Source organism: Symplocastrum torsivum (assembly GCF_059505465.1).
Map to the genome: position 1 here is coordinate 76,267 of NZ_JCACKQ010000045.1, position 20,088 is coordinate 96,354.

The window sequence follows — 20,088 nt, forward strand, 5'->3', positions numbered from 1 at the left end:
CCTGCACTAGCCAACAGCAGCATCGTGGTCAGGCATTACCTTCTCCACATCCCGCAACATCGGGAAAGCGTACCCTGCCAAGCCAATGAGCAACATGCAGATAGCACAGAACACATATAGTAGTGCCATCCCTGCACCTGCCCCCGTGCCGAATATCCAGCCAAACACGGGAGCGAGACTTCCTCCCGGCTTCATTGCTGGTTCAAAGACGTAATCCGCCAGAGAGCCGCCGAGCAAGTAGCCGATGGGGGAAGTAACCATCACGCTCATGGAACTCGCAGCAAACACTCGCCCTTGCCAATCAGGTCTTACCTTGCTCAACCAAATCGCTTGAGAGCAACTGCCAAGAAAGGGGAAATTAAAAGAGGAACAGAACTGTGCTGGAACCCAAATCGACAGGTTCTGACCCAATCCAAATACAGTTTTGCTCAAGCCCGCCCCCACCATGCTCATGAGTACGGCATGGATTCGGCGCTTTGGTCCCCCCCAAGTACTCATGAGCGACGCTCCAAACACGCCACCCACACCTGCTGCCATCGACACGCTTGCTAATGCGGTGGCATTATTATCAGAGCGGGCAAGAACCATTGGCGAATAGACAGCAGCGCCAAAGTCATGAGCTAGCTGGAACACCGACATTACTACAACCAGTGCCATCAGGCTGGGACGCGCCAAGATGTAGCGGAAGCCGAAGAAAAGTTCCTGTCGGATGTTCTTTCGGGGTTGCGGTTCTGTCGGAGTGCGGGGAGGTTGGGGAATGGGTACGAGGAGTAGTGTTGTAACTGCGATCGCAAATGTTATGAAATCAATGCACAAAATTCCGCTCAGACCAATGACATAGTAGAAAGACGCTGCTAAAGCAGGGGCAATAATATCGGCACCGTAACTCGCTAGGAAATCCAAGCTGCTGGCGCGACTATATTGCTCCTTGGGAACTAGCAGCGAGACTGAGGCAGAGTAGGCAAGTAACTGAAGGCAGCTAAACGCACCGTTGATTGTGCTGGTTACATAGATATGCCAGATTTGCAGGTTGTTGGTCAGATAGAGCAGGAGGATGATGAGTGTGGAAAGACCTACTGCCGCGTCACAGGCAACAAGCAGTAATTTACGGTTCCAGCGATCGACAATCATCCCAGCCAAGGGCGAAATCAAGACGTTCGCTAGACGGTTAAAGAAATAAACCAAGGCTAATGCTGTTGCTTGCCCCGTCAGTTGCCAAGCCCAGAGGGTAAGGGCAAAGGTGGTCATGTAACTGCCGACAATTGAGGCAGTCTGACCGCTCCAGATGATGAGGAAGGTACGCAGACTAGCAAGCTGTTTTGTTATCCTCATCACGTCTTGCTTCGCTCCTCGATTAGGTACTTAAACAAGTCGTCGAGGACGAGGTTGGCTGTCAGAGGGCTACCAATAGTCCAATGGTCTTCCACCTGATAAACCCTACCTTGCTCAACTGCGTCCAGCTTCAACCAGAGAGGGTCTGACTTGAGCCGATTCAGATTCTCTCGCGCCGATCGCACGGTTGCTAGAGTATCGCTGTGACTCCACGCTAATATGACATCCCCATCGGCATAGCGCATTAGCTCCTTGCTTATCCTCTCCCCCATCATCCTGCTGTTGTCCCGAACTTGAGCCGGTGGACGAGGTAATCCGATATCTTCCAAAATTGTGCCGCCAAAGGAATTCTGGAAGAAGATGAATATCCCCTCCGGATAAACACCGATGAGTGAAATGCTTGTTTGCTTCAGTCGTCCCATCTGAGCTTTAAAGCGTTCTATACGCTCGTCGTACTGAGCCATCAATTGTTTTGCCTTATCGGTCATTCCCAGCGCCTCGGCGTGTAGCGCCAACGCTTCCTTCCATTCACCAATTCTGAAATCGGTAATAACAGTGGGCGCAATTTTCGAGAGCTTATCGTAAACTGGCTCGGCGTTCCATTTTTGAGCCAGAATCAGGTCAGGCTTCAAAAGGAGAATTTTCTCAAGGTTTACTTGTTCGCTGTAGCCGAGAATCTCAACATCCTTGAGTTTGTCGAGTACAAATGATGGCACATTCGATACTGCGCCGATAGGCTGAACGCCCAAAGACAAGAGACTTACGACTGCATCGCTAACCAGTGCAACGACTCGCTGGGGATGAGCGGGGACACAAGTTTCACCCAGAGCGTGCTTGACCATTCGGCAGGGAGATTCCAGCCGCTCTTGTGTCTTTGGAGAATCGCCATCGTGGGGTGCAGCCTTCACGGATTCAGATAACTGTGAGCCAGTAGAAACAGAATCTTGGGATAAACTGCCGCTGCAAGCGCAGACTAGCCCAAAGGCAAGCAGTGCAAACAGGCACAGTTGGATAACCCTCAGAGTCAATTTAAGCCCTGGCCAATGGCATGAAGCCGTTGGCGAATTTGAAAAACCTAACCCCCCAACCCCCTTCCCTGCAAGGGAAGGGGGAGCAGAACTCCCCTCTCCTCTTAGAGGAGGGGCTAGGGGAGGGGTCAGACCTCTCGTGAATTTTCTCTTTCTCCCCATATCCCCATCTACTATCTTTGAACGCAACTCGGTATCAATCCTTGCATCACCAGCTAACGCGGTAGCCAACACTTATTGTTCTGCCACTGGCTGGACTGACAAAACTCTCAAAGCCGCTCCGTAGCGATTGGTCGTAGGCTTGGAAATATTGATTGTCGAGCAAATTCCGGATGCCGATTTGGAGCATTCCAGGACCGAGTTGGATGCTGCCAAGATAATCCAAAACAACATAGCTCTCGACGGGTGAAAGATCGATTCCGTCTTCAAAAGCGCGATCGCGATTGCCTACTAACACAGCCTGAAGACGATTCCGCCAACCTGGAGTGGTTTGATGCTCGACAAAGGCAGTCAGCTTCAACGGTTGGATGCGATCGTTTCCGAGAGCTAAGTACCCTTCATCATCATCGGGAAGATCGACCTCCCCTTCTGACCAACCCAGCGTACCACCTAGCGAAAAACCGCCACCGGGCTGCCAATCGAGAGTTGCTTCTATGCCGTAAATCCGCTCTGGAGCGCGGACAAGTTCAAAGAAATCATCAGTAGGTATGAGGGCTGCGCCCAAATCGGATTCGTTGAAGAAACCAGCTAAAGACACCTGCACCTTAGACCAATTGCCGCGTACCCCGATTTCGTAATTGTTAACCTTTTGCGGTTGAAGATCGCGCACGCTGCTTTCAAAGTTAAATCCGGCGGGTGGCGCAAACAGAACATCTACCAGATTGGGCACTGAAAAGCCCTGAGCATAGTTGGCATACAAACTCACTTCATCGGTGGCTTGATAGACAGCACCGACATTGAAGACAATATCATCAAAGTTACGTTTGCCGCCTTCTACCTCGTCACCCAAAAAACTGGTGTAGCTGGGAACGCTAAGATCAAAGCGATCGTAACGCGCTCCACCGCTTAGAGCGACGCGATCGCTCACGTCCCATTGCAGTTGGGCAAACAAACCCAGGCTTTCGACATCATAAGGAGGAACAATAGTCTCCTCACCAATTTTGCGGAATACTCGCCCCTCACTGTTATCGAACTCTTCAGAATCGAAAAGATTTCTGAAAAAGGAGTTCTCCTCGTTTGCGTAGTCGGCTCCCCAAAGGAGGCTGACCGTTTCCTCTTGATTAAAGGGTGTCTCAATCTGCAACCGTGCGCCCCAATTTTCGGCTTCCACAACCCTTTGGTCAATACCCTGATCGCGGTTTCGCCGATCGCGACCTTCAGTGTAAACTGTGTTATCTCGGAAGTAGGCTTGCAGCCCAAGCTGACTACCGAATACATTCTGGTTCGTGTAATTGAGATTGAGGGCAGTATTGCGATCGCTTTGCGGGGAAGTGCCAATGAAGTCGATGCCCTCTTCAAAAACGATGGCGCGGGGTTTTTGTATGCCAGGAATATCGTCAATAATTGGGTCTGAGATCGCGTTGGTATCTCGTTCAGTAGAGTAGTGACTGGCACTCAGTTCCAGCCGTTGTTGGTCATTAATGTCCCATCCCACCTTACCGAGTAGGTTGAAGGTTTCGCTTTCATCTATCCCCTGAGTGATGGCAAGGCGATCGCCTTCGGCATCAAAACTTGCTCCAACATCGTCCCGCGATAGATTAATGATCAAGTCAACATCGCCTTCATTGATCTCAAGTCCATACTCTTGGTAATTACCAAAACTTTCTGCTTCCAACTCTCCTAATGCCGCCGTGACACCTACTTCTACCGTAGTCCTCAGCCGTTGCTCTTCATTGGGCTTTCGCGTAATGATGTTGATGACACCGCCAGTTGCTCCTTGACCATAGATCGCACTTGGTCCGCGCACCACCTCAATGCGCTCGATGGAAGCTGGATCGATTGTTTGTAGCTGTCTGCCAAAATTACCAGAATTCGTATTTTGAGGGACACCGTCAATTAAAACTAGGGGCGCACGACCCCGCAAAGAAGCGGTTGTATCAGTGAAAGCCCTTTCGGTAGGAGGTCCATAGCCAGGAACTGTTTGAGCAAGAATGTCTTGTACGTCCCTTGTAACGGTGGCTTGTTGCTCGATCTCGTCACGAGTAATCACCGTCACCGATCGCGGCACTTTTGGTAACTCTTGTGCCGTGCGCGTTGCAGTGACTACAATTTCAAGTTCTGTTTCTTCCCCATCTCCGATAAGCTCTTCTTCCCCATCCTCTAGCACTGGAGCCAAACTTAGAGTCAAACCGCTCTCAGTCGAAATCACCTCCACCGTCGGCGTTCCCGTCTCTCCAATGACGGCAACTTGGATACTATTCGCATCGAGCTGAGTCACACTGACAGAACTAATTCCTTCTGCTGGGTTGTCTGCGCGAAACTCGTCACCCTCTGGAAGCACTAGCACGGCATTGGGGATATCAGCAATTAAGCTATTGCCCTCACTTCGGGTTTCTACTTCTAGCGAGTCTCCATCTTGGGTTTCTAAAATGACTTCAAAGCCGATGTCTGTTGGGTTAAGTCGTACACTTGTTACTTGTGCAACACCCGACTCGACCTGAGCGACTGGTGATGAACCTGCTGAGTTTGGCACAGACTCCTGAAATAACCCCTCCGCACGGGTAAGGGGAAACTCTATCTCGCTAAGACGGGGAATCGTCGTCCTTGGGAATTGAGAACTGGAAGCCTGGGGAGAACTTTTCTCCATCTCCCCATCTGGCACTGCTGTCCCTAAAGCTTGGTTGGGATTAGGCTGAGCCGAAACGCTCAAAGGCTCTGCCAGCACTGGCGGCATAATGCCAATACTGAGCAGTGCAATGATTGAAAACGGTAGATACAGTTTCATGACTTCTCCTCACCCCCAATAGGGGCAATCGAGTGTTGATTGTTCCCTAAAGGTTTTAATAATTATTCTCAATAGCACCCGCTCAGAATAAAACGGTAATGTTACTAAGGTCAAGAAAAGGATATGAAGATTTGTATAGTATTCCTACTTTGCCAAGAACTATAATCTGTACACCCAGCCTTTGAAAGTGTGTAATGCTTGTACCACTTGCCTTGTGCGGTAACTTCTTGTCTAAATTTGAATAGGTTAAAAATAAAAGTTCTGATAACTCCTTGACGAGATTAAAAGAATTGCTGTATCTTAACAAAGTCTAATCGAAAATAACTATCAACAAGCTCATGGAAGACCTCAACTAAAAACCTCATCAGGAAACACCTTGACCCTGAGGTCACTATCTTGCAAGTTTTTCCTTGACTGTATAGGTTCACAAGACTAAAAAACAGTACAACAGTAGTGCAACCCCATAGAGTTGCAGACTCACACTGCCAAGCTAAAGCATATTGAAGCGAACAAAGACCTGTTCCGAATGCTGGTTCAAGCATCCGGGTTCCTAATAGAGAGCCTTAGATGAAAGCCTTTGTTCACAGTTCTGGCACTTCCCAGCCGCGATTAGTAATACCAATTCGCTAAATACTTGCTACAAATATTTTTCTTGCTCCACCTTAAATAACAGGGTTGGGGGTGAATGTGTAGCGCCCTAAAAGTGAAATGCAATAACTGCCAGCGAATGAGATCGCATTCGTCAGTATTTCTTCGCCTTAACGAAATTGGGTTTAACTAAACTCGCCAGATTCAAAACGTCTGGTTTGCATCGAATCGAGTACGAAAAGTAATATGGCTCAACCTTTCAATGAGTATCCAGAAATCCTCCACAACTGCTCAACTTGGGTGGATCTTCTGCGCCAAAGAACTCTACATCAACCCGAACAACTTGCTTTCACGTTTTTGCCGGATGGAGAAACAGAAGGCGAACAGCTAACCTATCGAGAATTGGATCGGCGCAGTCGAGCGATCGCATCTCAACTTCAGGCTTTAAATTTAAGTGGCGAACGTGCCTTATTGCTTTATCCCCCAGGACTCGATTATCTGGCTGCATTTTTCGGGTGTTTGTATGCAGGAGTCGTCGCAGTTCCAGCGTACCCACCGCGCAACCAACGCAACACTCCTAGAATCCAAGCAATTTTGGCAGATGCACAGGTGGCGATCGCACTCACGACAACGGCAGTTCACTCCAAGGTGCAATCCCTCCTCACACAAAAAGCTGACTTGGGGAATTTACAGTGGCTGACGACGGATAACCTGGCGAGTGGGATAGAAGAGAGTTGGCAAGAGCCTTTTATAAAAAAAGATACGTTAGCGTTTCTGCAATACACTTCGGGTTCTACAGGAACACCCAAAGGGGTAATGCTGAGTCATGGCAATTTGCTACACAATGCCGCCATGACGTACCGCGTAATGGAGCATTCGCCCAGCAGTAAATTTATTTCGTGGCTGCCTGCATACCATGACATGGGACTCATCGGTGGTATATTGCAACCGCTGTATGGGGGTTTCCCGTGCATCCTAATGCCTCCAGCCGCATTTCTCCAGCGTCCTTACCGCTGGTTGCAGGCGATTTCCCAGTACAGAGGTACAACCAGTGGTGCGCCCAATTTTGCCTATGAACTCTGCATTCATAAAATTACACCAGAGCAACTCGATACACTGGACTTAAGCAGTTGGGATGTAGCGTTTAACGGTGCTGAGCCGATTCGGCAGGATACTCTGGAGCGATTTTGTGCAAAATTTGCACGCTGCGGCTTTCGTCCTTCAGCCTTCTATCCTTGTTACGGGATGGCGGAGGCAACGTTGATGGTTTCGGGTAGCCTCAAAAGCGCTCCGCCGACTGTCAAAACAGTCCGGGTAGATGCTCTAGAATGCAATCGGATTGTCGCGGCTGATGCTGATAACGAGGATGTTCGCACCTTGGTTAGCTGCGGTCAAAGCCTGCCAGAGCAGCAAATTGCGATCGTTCATCCCGAAACATTAACCCGTTGCCAACCTGATGAGGTCGGTGAAATCTGGGTATCAAGTCCAAGTGTGGGTCAGGGATATTGGAATCGCTCTGAAGAGACAGAGCCGACGTTTCAAGCTTACCCATCCGACACGGATACAACTGTGGAGAAAGAGCCTTTTTTACGAACTGGTGACTTAGGCTTTTTGCACAATGGGGACTTGTTCATCACAGGTCGAGTCAAGGATTTAATTATCATTCGCGGTCGCAACCTTTACCCTCAGGATATTGAACTGACCTCAGAACGCAGCCATCTAGCATTGCGATTGGGCAGTAGTGCAGCCTTTGCTGTTGAGGTTGAGGGTGAAGAACGCCTGGTGGTGGTGCAGGAGTTGGAGTTTCGCCAGAAGCCGGATGTTGAGGAAGTCATTGCCGCCATTCGTCAGGCAGTGGCTGAAGAACATGAGGTGCAAGTCTACGGGGTGGTTTTAATTAAGCCTGGGAGCATTCCCAAAACCTCTAGTGGCAAAATTCAGCGCCGTGCTTGTCGAGGCAAGTTTCTGGCAGGCGAACTGGATGCGATCGCTAGCAGTATTCTAGATACTTCTATTGTTGTAAACAATGAGAGGAGTCTAACCCGTGAAACCCTACTGGCAGTAGAGCCAGAAGAACGCCAGCAGCTTTTGGAGTCTTATCTTCAAGAGCAAGTAGCGCGAGTGTTGAGAGTAGCGCTCTCTGCAATCGATTGCCAGTCGCCTTTAAGCTGCTTTGGTCTTGATTCGTTAATGGTTTTCGAGCTAAAAAACCGGATTGAGGTTGACTTTGGGGTAGAGGTTGCGATCGCAGATTTCTTTGAAGGTACGAGCATTGCCCAACTAGCGACGCAAGTACTCAACCAAGTGACAGCAGCGGATTGGAAGCCCGTTTCGGTGTCTATCGAGCGAGTTCAGAAAACCTCTGCCGTTCATCCTCTTTCTTTTGCCCAGCAGCGATTGTGGTTCATCGACCAGTTGGAGAAGGGTAACCCTGCCTATAACATTTCCGTGGGAATTCGCCTAAAGGGTTCGCTAGATGTGGGGGCACTGGAGCAGAGTTTTAACGAAATTGTGCGGCGACACGAAGCACTGCGAACTAGCTTCAGCATTGCAGAAGGTCAACCCGTTCAGGTCATTGCGCCTTCTGTGACAGTGACTCTACCAGTGGTGGATTGCCAACAACTTCTCGAATTGGAGCATGAGTCCCGATACTGTTCGGATAAAGCCGACCTAACCCCCCCTACCCCCCTTCCCTACAAGGGAAGGAGGGAGCAATACTCCCCTCTCCTTGCAGGAGAGGGGCTGGGGGAGAGGTTAATCGAACAGTATTGGCATGAGTCCGAAGTACAGCGTATCGCTACCGAGGAAGGCCAGCAGCCTTTCGACCTGACGAGAGAACCATTATGGCGTGTCAAACTGCTGCGCTTGGGTGAACAGGAACACGTACTGCTGCTGACCTTGCACCACATTATCGGTGATGAATGGTCGGTCGAGGTGTTCATTCGAGAGATGGCAGTCCTCTACAAAGCATTCTTAGCTGATAGTCCCTTACCTCTATCAGAACTGCCCGTTCAGTACGCTGACTTTGCCTATTGGCAGCGGCAATGGCTTCAGGGAGAACTGCTGGAAACTCAGCTTTCGTACTGGAAGCAACAACTCAACGGTGTTCCGTCAGTTTTGCAACTGCCCACAGACCACCCGCGACCCGCTGTTCAGACGTATCGAGGAGCGCGTCAATCGCTGGAGTTACCCAAATCACTCGCTGATGCGATCCAAGTGCTATCTCGTCAAGAGGGTGTCACGCTGTTCATGGTACTCTTGGCAGCATTCCAGACGTTCCTCTACCGCTATACAGGGCAGGACGATATTCCTGTAGGCTCACCGATTGCCAACCGCAACCGCAGCGAACTTGATTTACTAATTGGCTTTTTTGTCAATACTCTAGTGCTGCGAACTGACTTGGCAGGGAACCCCAGTTTTCGGGAACTCCTCAGTCGAGTGCGTCAAGTGGCTTTGGGAGCGTATGCCCATCAGGATTTACCCTTCGATCAACTGGTCGAGGCACTGCGACCTGTAAGGGATGCCAGCTATACGCCATTATTTCAGGTGTCATTTACACTCCGGAAAGCTCCGCAATTGGAGGAGATTCCTGGATTGGCGTTGAGCCTGTTAAACGTAGAAACGTTGACGGCGCAGTTTGATTTAAGCCTATTTGTTGACATTACAGAGCAAGGATTAATTGCCTCATTTGAATACAATACCGACTTGTTTGAGGCTGCGACGATCGCGCAAATGTTGGGGCATTTTCAGAACTTGCTAGAGGGCATTGTCTCTAATCCCAACCAACGCCTTTCGGACTTGCCACTGTTGGCTCCAAGCGAGCGGCATCAACTGCTCGTGGCTTGGAATAATACACAGGCAGAGTATCCTACAGATTTGTGTATTCATCAGCTATTTGAGGCACAGGTAGAACGGACACCAAATGCGATCGCTCTAGTCTTTGAAAACCAGCAACTAACTTACCAAGAGTTAAACAATCAAGCCAATCAACTGGCGCACTACCTGAAACAGTTGGGTGTGGAACCAGACGTGCTAGTGGGTCTGTGCGTAGAGCGCTCCTTGGAGATGGTTATCGGGATACTGGGCATTCTCAAAGCTGGAGGCGCTTATGTGCCGTTAGACACCGCCTATCAGAAAGAGCGGCTGGCTTTCATGTTGGAAGATACTGGGGTATCAGTACTGTTGACCCAGGAACGGCTTTTAGAAACGCTGCCCGAACCCACAGCTAAAGTCGTTTGTTTAGACACAGATTGGGAATCGATACAAGTCCACACTCACAGCTCAATCCAAAATCCAAAATCTAAAATCCCAAATCCTTCCAGCCTAGCCTACGTCATTTATACCTCTGGCTCCACGGGTCAACCAAAAGGCGTTTTGGTAAGCCATGCCAATGTTGTCCGTCTGTTTGCTGCTACTCAGCCCTGGTATCACTTTAACGAACAGGATATTTGGACACTCTTCCATTCCTATGCCTTTGACTTCTCCGTTTGGGAAATCTGGGGTTCTCTTCTCTATGGCGGGCGCCTGGTGGTGGTGCCTTACTGGATTAGTCGATCGCCTGAGGCGTTTTACGAGTTGTTGTGCAAAGAACAGGTAACGGTTCTCAACCAAACGCCTTCAGCTTTCCGCCAACTGATTCGGGCTGAAGAAACGTTGGGAGTTAACCCAGATCTGAGCCTTCGGCTAGTCATCTTTGGTGGAGAAGCCTTGGAATTGCAAAGCTTGAAACCCTGGTTTGAGCGACATGGTGACAAGGTTCCTCAGTTAGTCAATATGTACGGCATTACAGAAACAACCGTGCATGTTACCTATCGCCCACTAACAATGAGCGATCTGATCGGGATGAGCAGTGTTATCGGTCGCCCAATTCCAGACTTACAGGTATATGTGCTGGATCGGCATCATCAACCTGTGCCGATTGGGGTTCCCGGTGAACTGTACATAGGTGGCGCTGGTTTAGCTCGTGGCTATCTCAATCGCCCAGAATTAACGACCGAACGGTTTATTCGCAATCCCTTTGATAACCAACTAGATGCACGATTGTATAAGTCCGGTGATTTGGTACGCTATCTGCCCAATGGTGACTTAGAGTACTTAGGGCGGATCGACCAGCAAGTTAAGATTCGGGGCTTCCGTATCGAATTGGGAGAGATCGAGGCAGTGTTGGGACAGCATCCCGCAGTGCAAGACGTTGTGGTGATGGCACGGGAGGATATCCCTGGTGCTTTGCATTTGGTGGCTTATGTTGTCCCCAACCCCAAGCAAATGCCCAACATCAGTGAGTTGCGCCACTTCCTCCAAACAAGGTTGCCCGACTATATGATACCCGCCAACTTTGTGCTGCTAGAGGCACTGCCGCTGACATCAAACGGTAAGGTAGACCGTCGGAGACTACCTGCACCAGAGGGTCATCGTCCGGATTTGCAAGAGGTTTATCAGGCTCCCCGTTCTGAGGTGGAACGAGCGATCGCAACAGTTTGGCAATCAGTATTGCACCTAGAAAAAGTGGGTGTTCACGATAATTTCTTTGACCTCGGTGGTCATTCATTATTAATGGTTCAGGTTAATAACAAACTACGGGATGTTTTTAACTGCGACTTGCCCATCGTAACAATGTTTCAAAACCCGACAATCAGCTCTTTGGCTCAGCATTTAAGTCAGAAATCAGAGGAAACATCTGCTTTTGACGCTGTGCAAAATAGGGTTCAAAAACAATTAGACGCTATCAACAAACGCAAAAAATTATTAACGAAGCAACAAAACACTCACTAAAAATCGAGTGTACTGAGAAGAGAAAAGCTAATGGGTATTGCAGAACCATACGATTCAATCGAAGGAATAGCCATCATCGGCATGGCGGGTCGTTTCCCTGGAGCCAAGAATCTCGATGAGTTTTGGCAAAATTTACGAGATGGAGTGGAGTCCATTTCCTCCTTCACCGATGAAGAGTTAATCGCTGCGGGAATAGACCCAGCCGTACTGAGTGATGCCAATTATGTCAAAGCGGGTGCAGTATTAGAAGATATCGAGTTATTTGATGCTTCGTTTTTTGAAATTAATCCTAGAGAAGCTGAACTAACAGACCCACAACATCGCCTATTTTTAGAGTGTGCTTGGGAAGCCCTCGAAAGTGCTGGTTATGATTCCCAAAGGTGTGAAAGTCGAATTGGAGTTTACGCCGGGGCAAGCCTGAGTAACTATTATTCCTTTGATTTAAACCGCGATCGCATGGGTTCGGCGCAATGCTACCAGACGCTAATTGGTAATGATAAAGATTTCCTCACAACTCGCGTTGCTTACAAATTAAATCTCAAGGGACCGAGCATTACCGTTCAAAGCGCCTGCTCTACGTCATTGGTTGCTACTGCGATCGCTTGCCAAAGTTTGCTGAATTACCAGTGTGATATGGCGTTGGCGGGTGGGGTTTCCATTCGAGTACCCCAAAAAACGGGCTATGTGTACCAGGAAGGAGGAACGTTATCGCCTGATGGTCATTGTCGCGCCTTTGATGCCCAGGCTAAGGGAACAACGATTGGGAATGGTTTGGGCGTTGTCGTTTTAAAGCGGCTATCGGAAGCGATCGCAGATGGCGATTGCATTCATGCTGTGATTAAAGGTTCAGCCATTAACAACGATGGTTCTCGGAAAGTTGGGTATACAGCGCCGAGTGTGGACGCTCAAGCCGAAGCGATCGCAGAAGCGATAATGTTTGCAGAGGTTGAACCCGAAACAATCAACTATATTGAGGCGCACGGCACTGGAACCGCTTTGGGCGATCCAATTGAAATTACAGCGCTGTCCAAGGTTTTTCGCGCTAGGACTGAAAAAAAGGCTTTCTGTGCGATCGGTTCGCTTAAAACAAATATCGGTCATTTAGATGCAGCAGCAGGCATCGCAGGACTGATTAAAACTGTTTTAGCCCTCAAACACCAATCCATACCGCCGACACTGAATTTCGAGCAACCCAACCCCCAGATTGATTTCGCCAACAGTCCTTTTTATGTCAATACAACATTTTCCCCCTGGAAAGCAGGGCTGACTCCTCGCCGTGCTGGTGTGAGTTCGTTGGGGATGGGTGGAACCAATGCCCATGTAATTCTTGAAGAAGCCTTAGTGCTGCCAGCGTCTAGCCCTTCTCGTCCTTGGCAGTTGTTGGTACTCTCTGCCAAAACCGAGTCAGCACTAGAAACGGCTACAACAAATCTCGTACAACACCTCACCCAGCATCCCGAACTAAACCTAGCCGATGTCGCTCATACGCTTCAAGTGGGGCGTAGAGAATTCAATCATCGTCGAATGTTGGTGTGCCGGGATATCGAGGATGCCGTTAATGCATTAGAAATGCAAGATGCTCAACGAGTTTTTACCCACGTTCAAGAACCGTGCAACCGTCCTATCGCCTTTATGTTTCCCGGACAGGGAGCGCAGTATGTGGACATGGGCAAAGAACTTTACCAGACTGAGGCGACGTTCAAAGAGCAAGTTGATCGCTGTTGTGAATTGCTCAAACCGCACTTGGGGATAGATTTGCGATCGCTAATCTATCCCATTGAGTCTGAGGCTGAAGGTGCAGCAGAGAAACTGAAACAAACTGCGATCGCTCAACCCGCCTTATTTGTCATCGAGTACGCCTTAGCTCAGTTGTGGATGTCATGGGGCATTTCTCCTCAGGCAATGATTGGTCATAGTCTTGGGGAATATGTCGCAGCTTGCCTCGCTGAAGTCATGTCTCTTGAAGACGCTTTAGCTCTAGTTGCGGTTCGAGGGCGACTGATGCAGCAACTCCCAACAGGAGCAATGCTTGCTGTTTCACTGCCTGCAAGTGAGGTTGAAACCCTACTCGATAATCAATTATCCTTAGCTGCCAGCAATGCTCCAGCCTCGTGCGTGGTTTCGGGAACCCATGACGCTATAAATGCCTTTCAAAACAAGTTACTAGCTCAAGGGATAGACTGTCGCCACCTGCATACCTCCCATGCTTTTCATTCCCCGATGATGGATGCCATTTTGGAACCCTTTATCGAGGAAGTTAAAAAAGTCAAACTGAATCCTCCTAAAATTCCCTTTGTCTCCAACGTCACGGGAACCTGGATTATTACTGCACAAGCTACAGACCCGAATTACTGGGCGCAGCACTTACGCCAAACAGTTCGCTTTTCATCGGGTATCACCCAGTTGCTGCAAGAGCCGAATCGCATCTTGTTGGAAGTTGGTTCTGGATGTACCTTGTGTAGCTTCGCCAAAAAGCATTTAAACGGGGAAGATGGGCAGGTTGCGATCGCATCGTTACGCCATCCCAAGGATGAACAGTCTGATGTTGCATTCTTGCTGAATGCCTTGGGCAAGCTGTGGCTGTCTGGAGTCGAGGTGGATTGGTCAAGATTTTATACCGATGAGCGCCGCCATCGCCTTCCCTTGCCGACGTATCCGTTTGAGCGTGAGCGTTACTGGATTGAACGCCAAAAACGTGCGAATGCGATTGCTTCAACTCAAGATTCACTGACCAAAAAACCGGATATTGCTGATTGGTTCTACGTTCCTGTTTGGAAGCAATCTGTATCTCCAGCGTTGCTCGAACAGAAAAAGTTAGTAGCACAAAACTCTTGCACGCTCATCTTTGTCGATGAGTGTGGCTTGGGTGAAGCACTGGTAAAACAGCTCGAACTTGAGGGGCAGGACGTAATTACTGTGGCTGTTGGGTCGGGGTTGACAAATTTGAGCGAATGCGCTTTCGCCCTTAATCCCCGACAAGGCAATGACTATGAGGCTTTACTCAAGGAACTTTTAGCACAAAACAAGCTGCCCAAAACGATTGTTCATTTATGGAGCGTCACTCCTTACACTTCCACAACATCAGAACTCAAATCCCTTGAGGAAAGCCAAGCCAAAGGATTCTACAGCTTGCTGTTTTTAGCCCAGGCACTTGGGAAACAAAACACTACTGATGAGTTTCAAATTACGGTCATCTCCAACAATTTGCAGTCAGTGACAGGACTTGAAAGTTTATGTCCGGAAAAGGCAACTGTACTCGGAGCGGTTAAGGTTATTCCGCAAGAATATCCAAACATTAGCTGTCGCAGCATTGATGTTGGGTTAACCTCTCCCCCAACCCCTCTCATGAATAAAAGGCTTCGTCCTCTGTCCTCTCCCCTTGTAGGGGAGAACGAGAGGGGTGGAGAGGGGAGTATTACTCCCCCCTTCCCTTGCAGGGAAGCCGGAGCTTTAGTGAGGAGGCTGGGGGGGTTAGGTTTTTCCGCTCCGAACACTATTCCCTTAAAAGGAACTTGGGAAGAACACAACCTCACAAACCAACTGCTAGCAGAACTAACAGCCCAATCCCCTGATTCAGTTATCGCCTACCGAGGTTTGCATCGCTGGGTGCAAACCTTTGAACCAGTCCGATTGAATGCAACTCCTGAAGGGACACCAAAACTGTTAAAGGAAGGGGGAGTTTATCTAATTACAGGTGGACTCGGAGGTATTGGACTTGCTGTGGCGGAATATCTAGCCCAGACGGTACAAGCAAAACTAATCCTCGTGAGTCGTTCAGCGTTACCCAACCGAGATGAATGGGAAAAATGGCTGGTTACTCACACTCAGCAAGATAGTGTCAGCCACAAGATTCGGAAAGTGCAACAACTGGAAAAGTTGGGGGCTGAGGTTTTAGTTGTCAGTGCTGATGTGACTGAACTCGAACCAATGCGAAAAGCGATCGCGCTAGCGCACCCGCCAAGGGCGATCGCAACAGCACAGCAGGAGTTTGGTCAGATTGATGGAGTCATCCATGCAGCCGGAGTTCCTGGGGGCGGCATGATTCAGCGAAAAACACTGGAGGAAGCTGAAAGGATTTTGGCTCCCAAAGTCAAAGGAACGCTGGTTCTCCATGAACTCTTCAAAAATACCCAGTTGGATTTCTTAGTTATCTGCTCATCACTGAGTTCAATTCTGGGGGGATTCGGGCAGGTAGACTATGCCGGAGCGAATGCCTTTCTTGACACCTTTGCTCACTGGAATTATTCCAAAAACGGCACGTTTACTATATCTATTAACTGGGATACCTGGCAAGAAGTCGGGATGGCAGTCAATACAGCCGTGCCACTCAAACTCCAATCCTTGCAAGCAGAGAATCTTAAAGAAGGAATTTTGCCAAACGAAGGTGCAGAAGCATTGGGTCGTATTTTGGGGGTTAAACTGCCTCAAGTTCTAGTATCGACTCGTAATTTTCAGATGCGGGTCGAGCGAGAAAAAGATTTAGGCGCATTACTGTCCTCAGAAATTTTAGACACGGCGAACCTACCCGAACCGACACACTCGCGACCTAACTTGAATAATGCTTACATTGCTCCAAGAAATGAAATTGAGCAAACACTAGTTAACATCTGGCAAGGGTTGCTGGGCATCGAAAACGTAGGGATTTACGACAACTTTTTTGAACTTGGGGGAGATTCCCTCATGGCTGTCCGAGTCATTGCTCAAGTTCGAGAAGCCTTCCAGATAGAACTGTCTTTATCAAGCTTGTTTGAAAACCAAAATGTTGCGGGTATGGCGGAGTCTATTGAAAGAGTTCGCGGGACAGTTCAAACACTTCAGTCTTCTATCAGTACGGTGCTTGGCGATGGAGCGATCGCCAGCAAAGAAGCCGATCGCGAGGAAATTACATTATGAATCAAACAATAGAAGAATTTCTCTCTTATCTCAGTAACTTAGATATCAAATTATGGGTGGATGGCGACCGCTTGCACTGTAGCGCTCCAAAAGGTGTGTTGACAGCAACATTGCAGGCTCAACTGGCTGAACGGAAACCAGAAATCCTCACGTTTCTCGATCAATATAATTTCGATCGCTTAAGCGCTCGTTACCAACCTCTTCCAACGCTAACGCCCAATTTAGCGGAGCGATACGAGTCATTCCCTCTCAATGAAATGCAGCAAGCTTATTGGATTGGCAGAAATAGCTTCTTCGAGGGGGGGAATGTTGCCATCCATGTCTATACCGAGATTGAAAGCACTGATTTAGATTTAGAGCGGTTCAATCTGGCATGGCAGAAGTTGGTTGAACGTCATGATATGCTGCGAGCGCTCGTGTATTCTGACGGACAGCAGCAGGTTTTAGAACGGGTTCCTCCCTATCAGATTCAACTGTTGGATCTGCGGGGACAAGACTCGGATACCATGACTTCTAAATTGGAAGTTATTCGCGATCGCTTATCTCACCAAATTCTGCCGATTGACCAGTTTCCCCTGTTTGAGATTTGTGCGACTCAGCTCGATGACCACCATTTTCGCCTGCATATCAGCGTCGATGGTTTATGTGTTGACGGCTGGAGCGCTCAAGTTCTTTTGCAGGATTTGGTGAAATTCTACCAAAACCCCGACGTTACCCTGCCTTCTCTAGAGCTTTCGTTCCGGGACTACGTTCTAGCAGAGATTGCGTTTCAAGACTCCCCAACGTTCCAACGCTCCCTAGACTATTGGCAGAAGCGTCTTCCTACATTACCGCCAGCACCGGATTTACCTCTGGCAAAAGCTCCCGGTTCCCTGACACAACCTCAATTTAAGTGTTGGGATACGCAACTGGAACCGGAAGTCTGGCAACCTCTGAAGTTACGAGCCGCTAAAGCAGGTTTAACGCCCACTGGAATTTTACTTGCTGCCTATGCTGAGGTGCTGACGCTTTGGAGTAAGAGTCCCCGATTCACGATCAACGTGCCGCGTTTCAATCGTTTACCGTTACATCCCCAAGTCAACGACATTATCGGGGAGTTTGCCTCATTTACGTTGTTGGAAGTAGACAACTCCGGGCAAGAGCCGTTTGAAGTTCGGGCAAGACACTTGCAAGAACAACTCTGGAAAGACTTAGAACACCAATATGTCAGTGGGGTAAGAGTACTGCGAGAACTATCCAAAGTTCAGGGCAGGACTTCAGGCGCGATCGCACCCGTTGTATTTACCACAACTCCTCAAAGCGTAGGCAGCCATCTGGATTCTTCAAGAGCCTCCTTATTCAAAGAGTTGGGAGAGGTCGTTTACACCATTAGTCAAACGCCTCAAGTTTGGCTGGATTGTCAATACATGGAGGCAGAGGACTCCCTGTTCTTGAACTGGGATGGAGTGGAGGATTTGTTTCCTGCCGGACTGGTGGACGACATGTTTGATGCGTTCTGCTGTCTTTTAAGGCGACTTGCAACTGAGGAGGAGGCTTGGCAAAAAACAAGGCGGCAGTTGATACCGCCCAAACAGTTGGAACATCAAGCAGCCATCAATGACACTGCTGTTCCCATGCCAGAAAAGCTAATTCACACCTTGTTTGCTGCCCAAGTATCTCAGCAACCCCAGCAAGCGGCTGTGATTACACCTAACCGCACTCTTAGCTACGAAGAGTTGTACCGTCGCTCGAATCAAGTCGGTCATCGATTGCGGCAATTGGGTGCATTGCCCAACACTCTAGTAGCCATTGTGATGGAGAAAGGTTGGGAGCAGATTGTTGGTGTGATGGGTGTACTCGCGTCTGGTGCTGCCTATTTGCCCATCGATCCGGGATTACCGAAAGAACGCCTTTGGTATCTGCTGGAGAATGGCGAAGTGAAGTTAGTTTTAACTCAGTCTTGCTTGCGCGATAGCGAAGCGCTGCTGCGAAGCGCAGATCGCTTAGAGTTCCCAGAAGGAATTCAGTGCCTGTGCTTGGATAACGAGGAGTTAGCAGGTGAAAGCGACCAACCTTTAGAGCCAGTCCAAAACCCTGATGACCTTGCTTATGTTATCTATACCTCTGGCTCAACGGGTTTACCCAAAGGGGTTATGGTGGCTCATCAGAGCGTTGTTAACTTAGCGCTCCACACTAATGAGTCTTTTAAGGTGAGTGCTAGCGATCGCGTACTGGCTCTCACAGCTCTCAACCATGACCTATCCGTCTATGACATTTTCGGACTTTTGACAGCAGGCGGAACGCTCGTCATCCCCGACGCTTCAGCGCAACGCGACCCAGCTCACTGGCTAGAATTAATGCAAAAGGAACGGGTCACAGTCTGGAACTCCGTACCTCCGATGATGGAGATGTTGTTAAACTATGCCGCCAGTCGTTCTGACGTGCAGCTTCCAGATTTACGCCTAACATTTCTGGGAGGAGATTGGCTGTCGGTTACGTTGCCTAATCGATTGAAGGCTCTGGCAACAAACGTTCGCCTAGTCAGTATCGGTGGACCGACTGAAACCACTGTTTGGAATATCTGGTATCCGGTGGAAGCCGTTAACCCAGACTGGAGAAGCATTCCCTACGGTCACCCCATTGCCAACACAAAATACTACATTTTCAATGAAGCGTTGGAAGACTGTCCTGTTTGGGTTCCGGGAGAACTCTACTGTGCTGGGATGGGGCTAGCCAAGGGGTACTGGCGAAACGAAGAAAAGACTCGCGCCAATTTTATCAATCATCCTGTCACGGGGGAACGGCTGTACAAAACGGGAGATTTAGGGCGCTATCTGCCCGACGGCACGATTGAGTTTTTGGGACGAGCGGACTTCCAGCTCAAAATTCGGGGCTACCGAATTGAACCTGGGGAGATTGAAGCAGCTTTAGTACAGCATCCAACTGTGGAGGCATCGGTTGTTAAGGTAGTTGGCGAACAGCGAGGACAAGAACGCTTGGTTGCTTATCTAGTCTTAGAGCAAGAGCAAGTCCCCGCGCTTGATGAACTGCGAAGTTTCTTGAGGGAAAAGCTGCCGGAATACATGATTCCCTCTGCCTTCGTCTGGCTGGATGCCCTGCCCCTATCGCCAAATGGCAAGGTAGACCGTCAAGCACTTCCTGAACCCGACACAATCATTGCCAAGCCGGAAAAATCCTTTGTGCCACCTCATACCTCCCTTGAGAAGGTGATGGCAGGTATCTGGGCTGAAGTTCTGGATGTAGAACAGATTGGCATCCACGACAACTTTTTCTTGGATTTAGGGGGAAACTCCCTGCTAGCCACTCAGGTTATGGCTCATGTGCGTGAAACCTTGCAGATTGAGCTACCCCTGCGACATTTCTTCGAGTCACCTACCGTAGCTGAGCAAGTGGCGGTAATTCTCCAAGACTCAGCACAGCGAGCCAAAGTTGAAGCCATTGCTCAACTGGTGTTGAGTCTTGCTGAACTTTCGGATGACGAAGTGGACAAAATGCTGGCTGAAAAGACACTAAGTTAATCGAGGCATCGTA

Annotated in this window: 6 protein-coding genes; 3 read left to right on the plus strand and 3 right to left on the minus strand. The window is 49.1% G+C overall.

The features are described from left to right. Positions 1 to 6 precede the first annotated feature (6 nt). The 3 genes from AC5JL3_RS14195 to AC5JL3_RS14205 all read right to left on the minus strand — a co-directional run bounded on the left by AC5JL3_RS14195 (position 7) and on the right by AC5JL3_RS14205 (position 5,304). Positions 7 to 1,332 (minus strand): MFS transporter, encoded by a 1,326-nt coding sequence (locus tag AC5JL3_RS14195; RefSeq protein WP_496075088.1) that lies wholly within the window; start codon positions 1,330 to 1,332, stop codon positions 7 to 9. Then, on the minus strand, positions 1,332 to 2,360 hold the full coding sequence (locus AC5JL3_RS14200) for an ABC transporter substrate-binding protein (RefSeq protein WP_496075089.1): 1,029 nt from the start codon (positions 2,358 to 2,360) through the stop codon (positions 1,332 to 1,334). Before AC5JL3_RS14200 ends, AC5JL3_RS14195 begins: the two co-directional genes overlap by 1 nt. Before the next feature lie 208 nt (positions 2,361 to 2,568). Further along, the gene (locus AC5JL3_RS14205) at positions 2,569 to 5,304 is read right to left on the minus strand and encodes a TonB-dependent receptor domain-containing protein (RefSeq protein WP_496075090.1); all 2,736 of its coding nucleotides are present in this window, start codon (positions 5,302 to 5,304) and stop codon (positions 2,569 to 2,571) included. An 834-nt stretch (positions 5,305 to 6,138) separates the two neighbouring features. Between AC5JL3_RS14205 and AC5JL3_RS14210 the strand changes: the two genes are divergently transcribed. From AC5JL3_RS14210 to AC5JL3_RS14220, 3 genes are read left to right on the plus strand one after another with little or no spacing between them, the layout of a single operon-like run. After that, positions 6,139 to 11,664, plus strand: coding sequence for an amino acid adenylation domain-containing protein (locus tag AC5JL3_RS14210; protein WP_496075091.1), 5,526 nt, complete (start codon positions 6,139 to 6,141; stop codon positions 11,662 to 11,664). A 30-nt stretch (positions 11,665 to 11,694) separates the two neighbouring features. Further along, complete coding sequence (locus AC5JL3_RS14215; RefSeq protein ID WP_496075092.1) at positions 11,695 to 16,557, plus strand: type I polyketide synthase; 4,863 nt, start codon at positions 11,695 to 11,697, stop codon at positions 16,555 to 16,557. Next, on the plus strand, positions 16,554 to 20,075 hold the full coding sequence (locus tag AC5JL3_RS14220; RefSeq protein WP_496075093.1) for a non-ribosomal peptide synthetase: 3,522 nt from the start codon (positions 16,554 to 16,556) through the stop codon (positions 20,073 to 20,075). Before AC5JL3_RS14215 ends, AC5JL3_RS14220 begins: the two co-directional genes overlap by 4 nt. Positions 20,076 to 20,088: the final 13 nt, after the last annotated feature.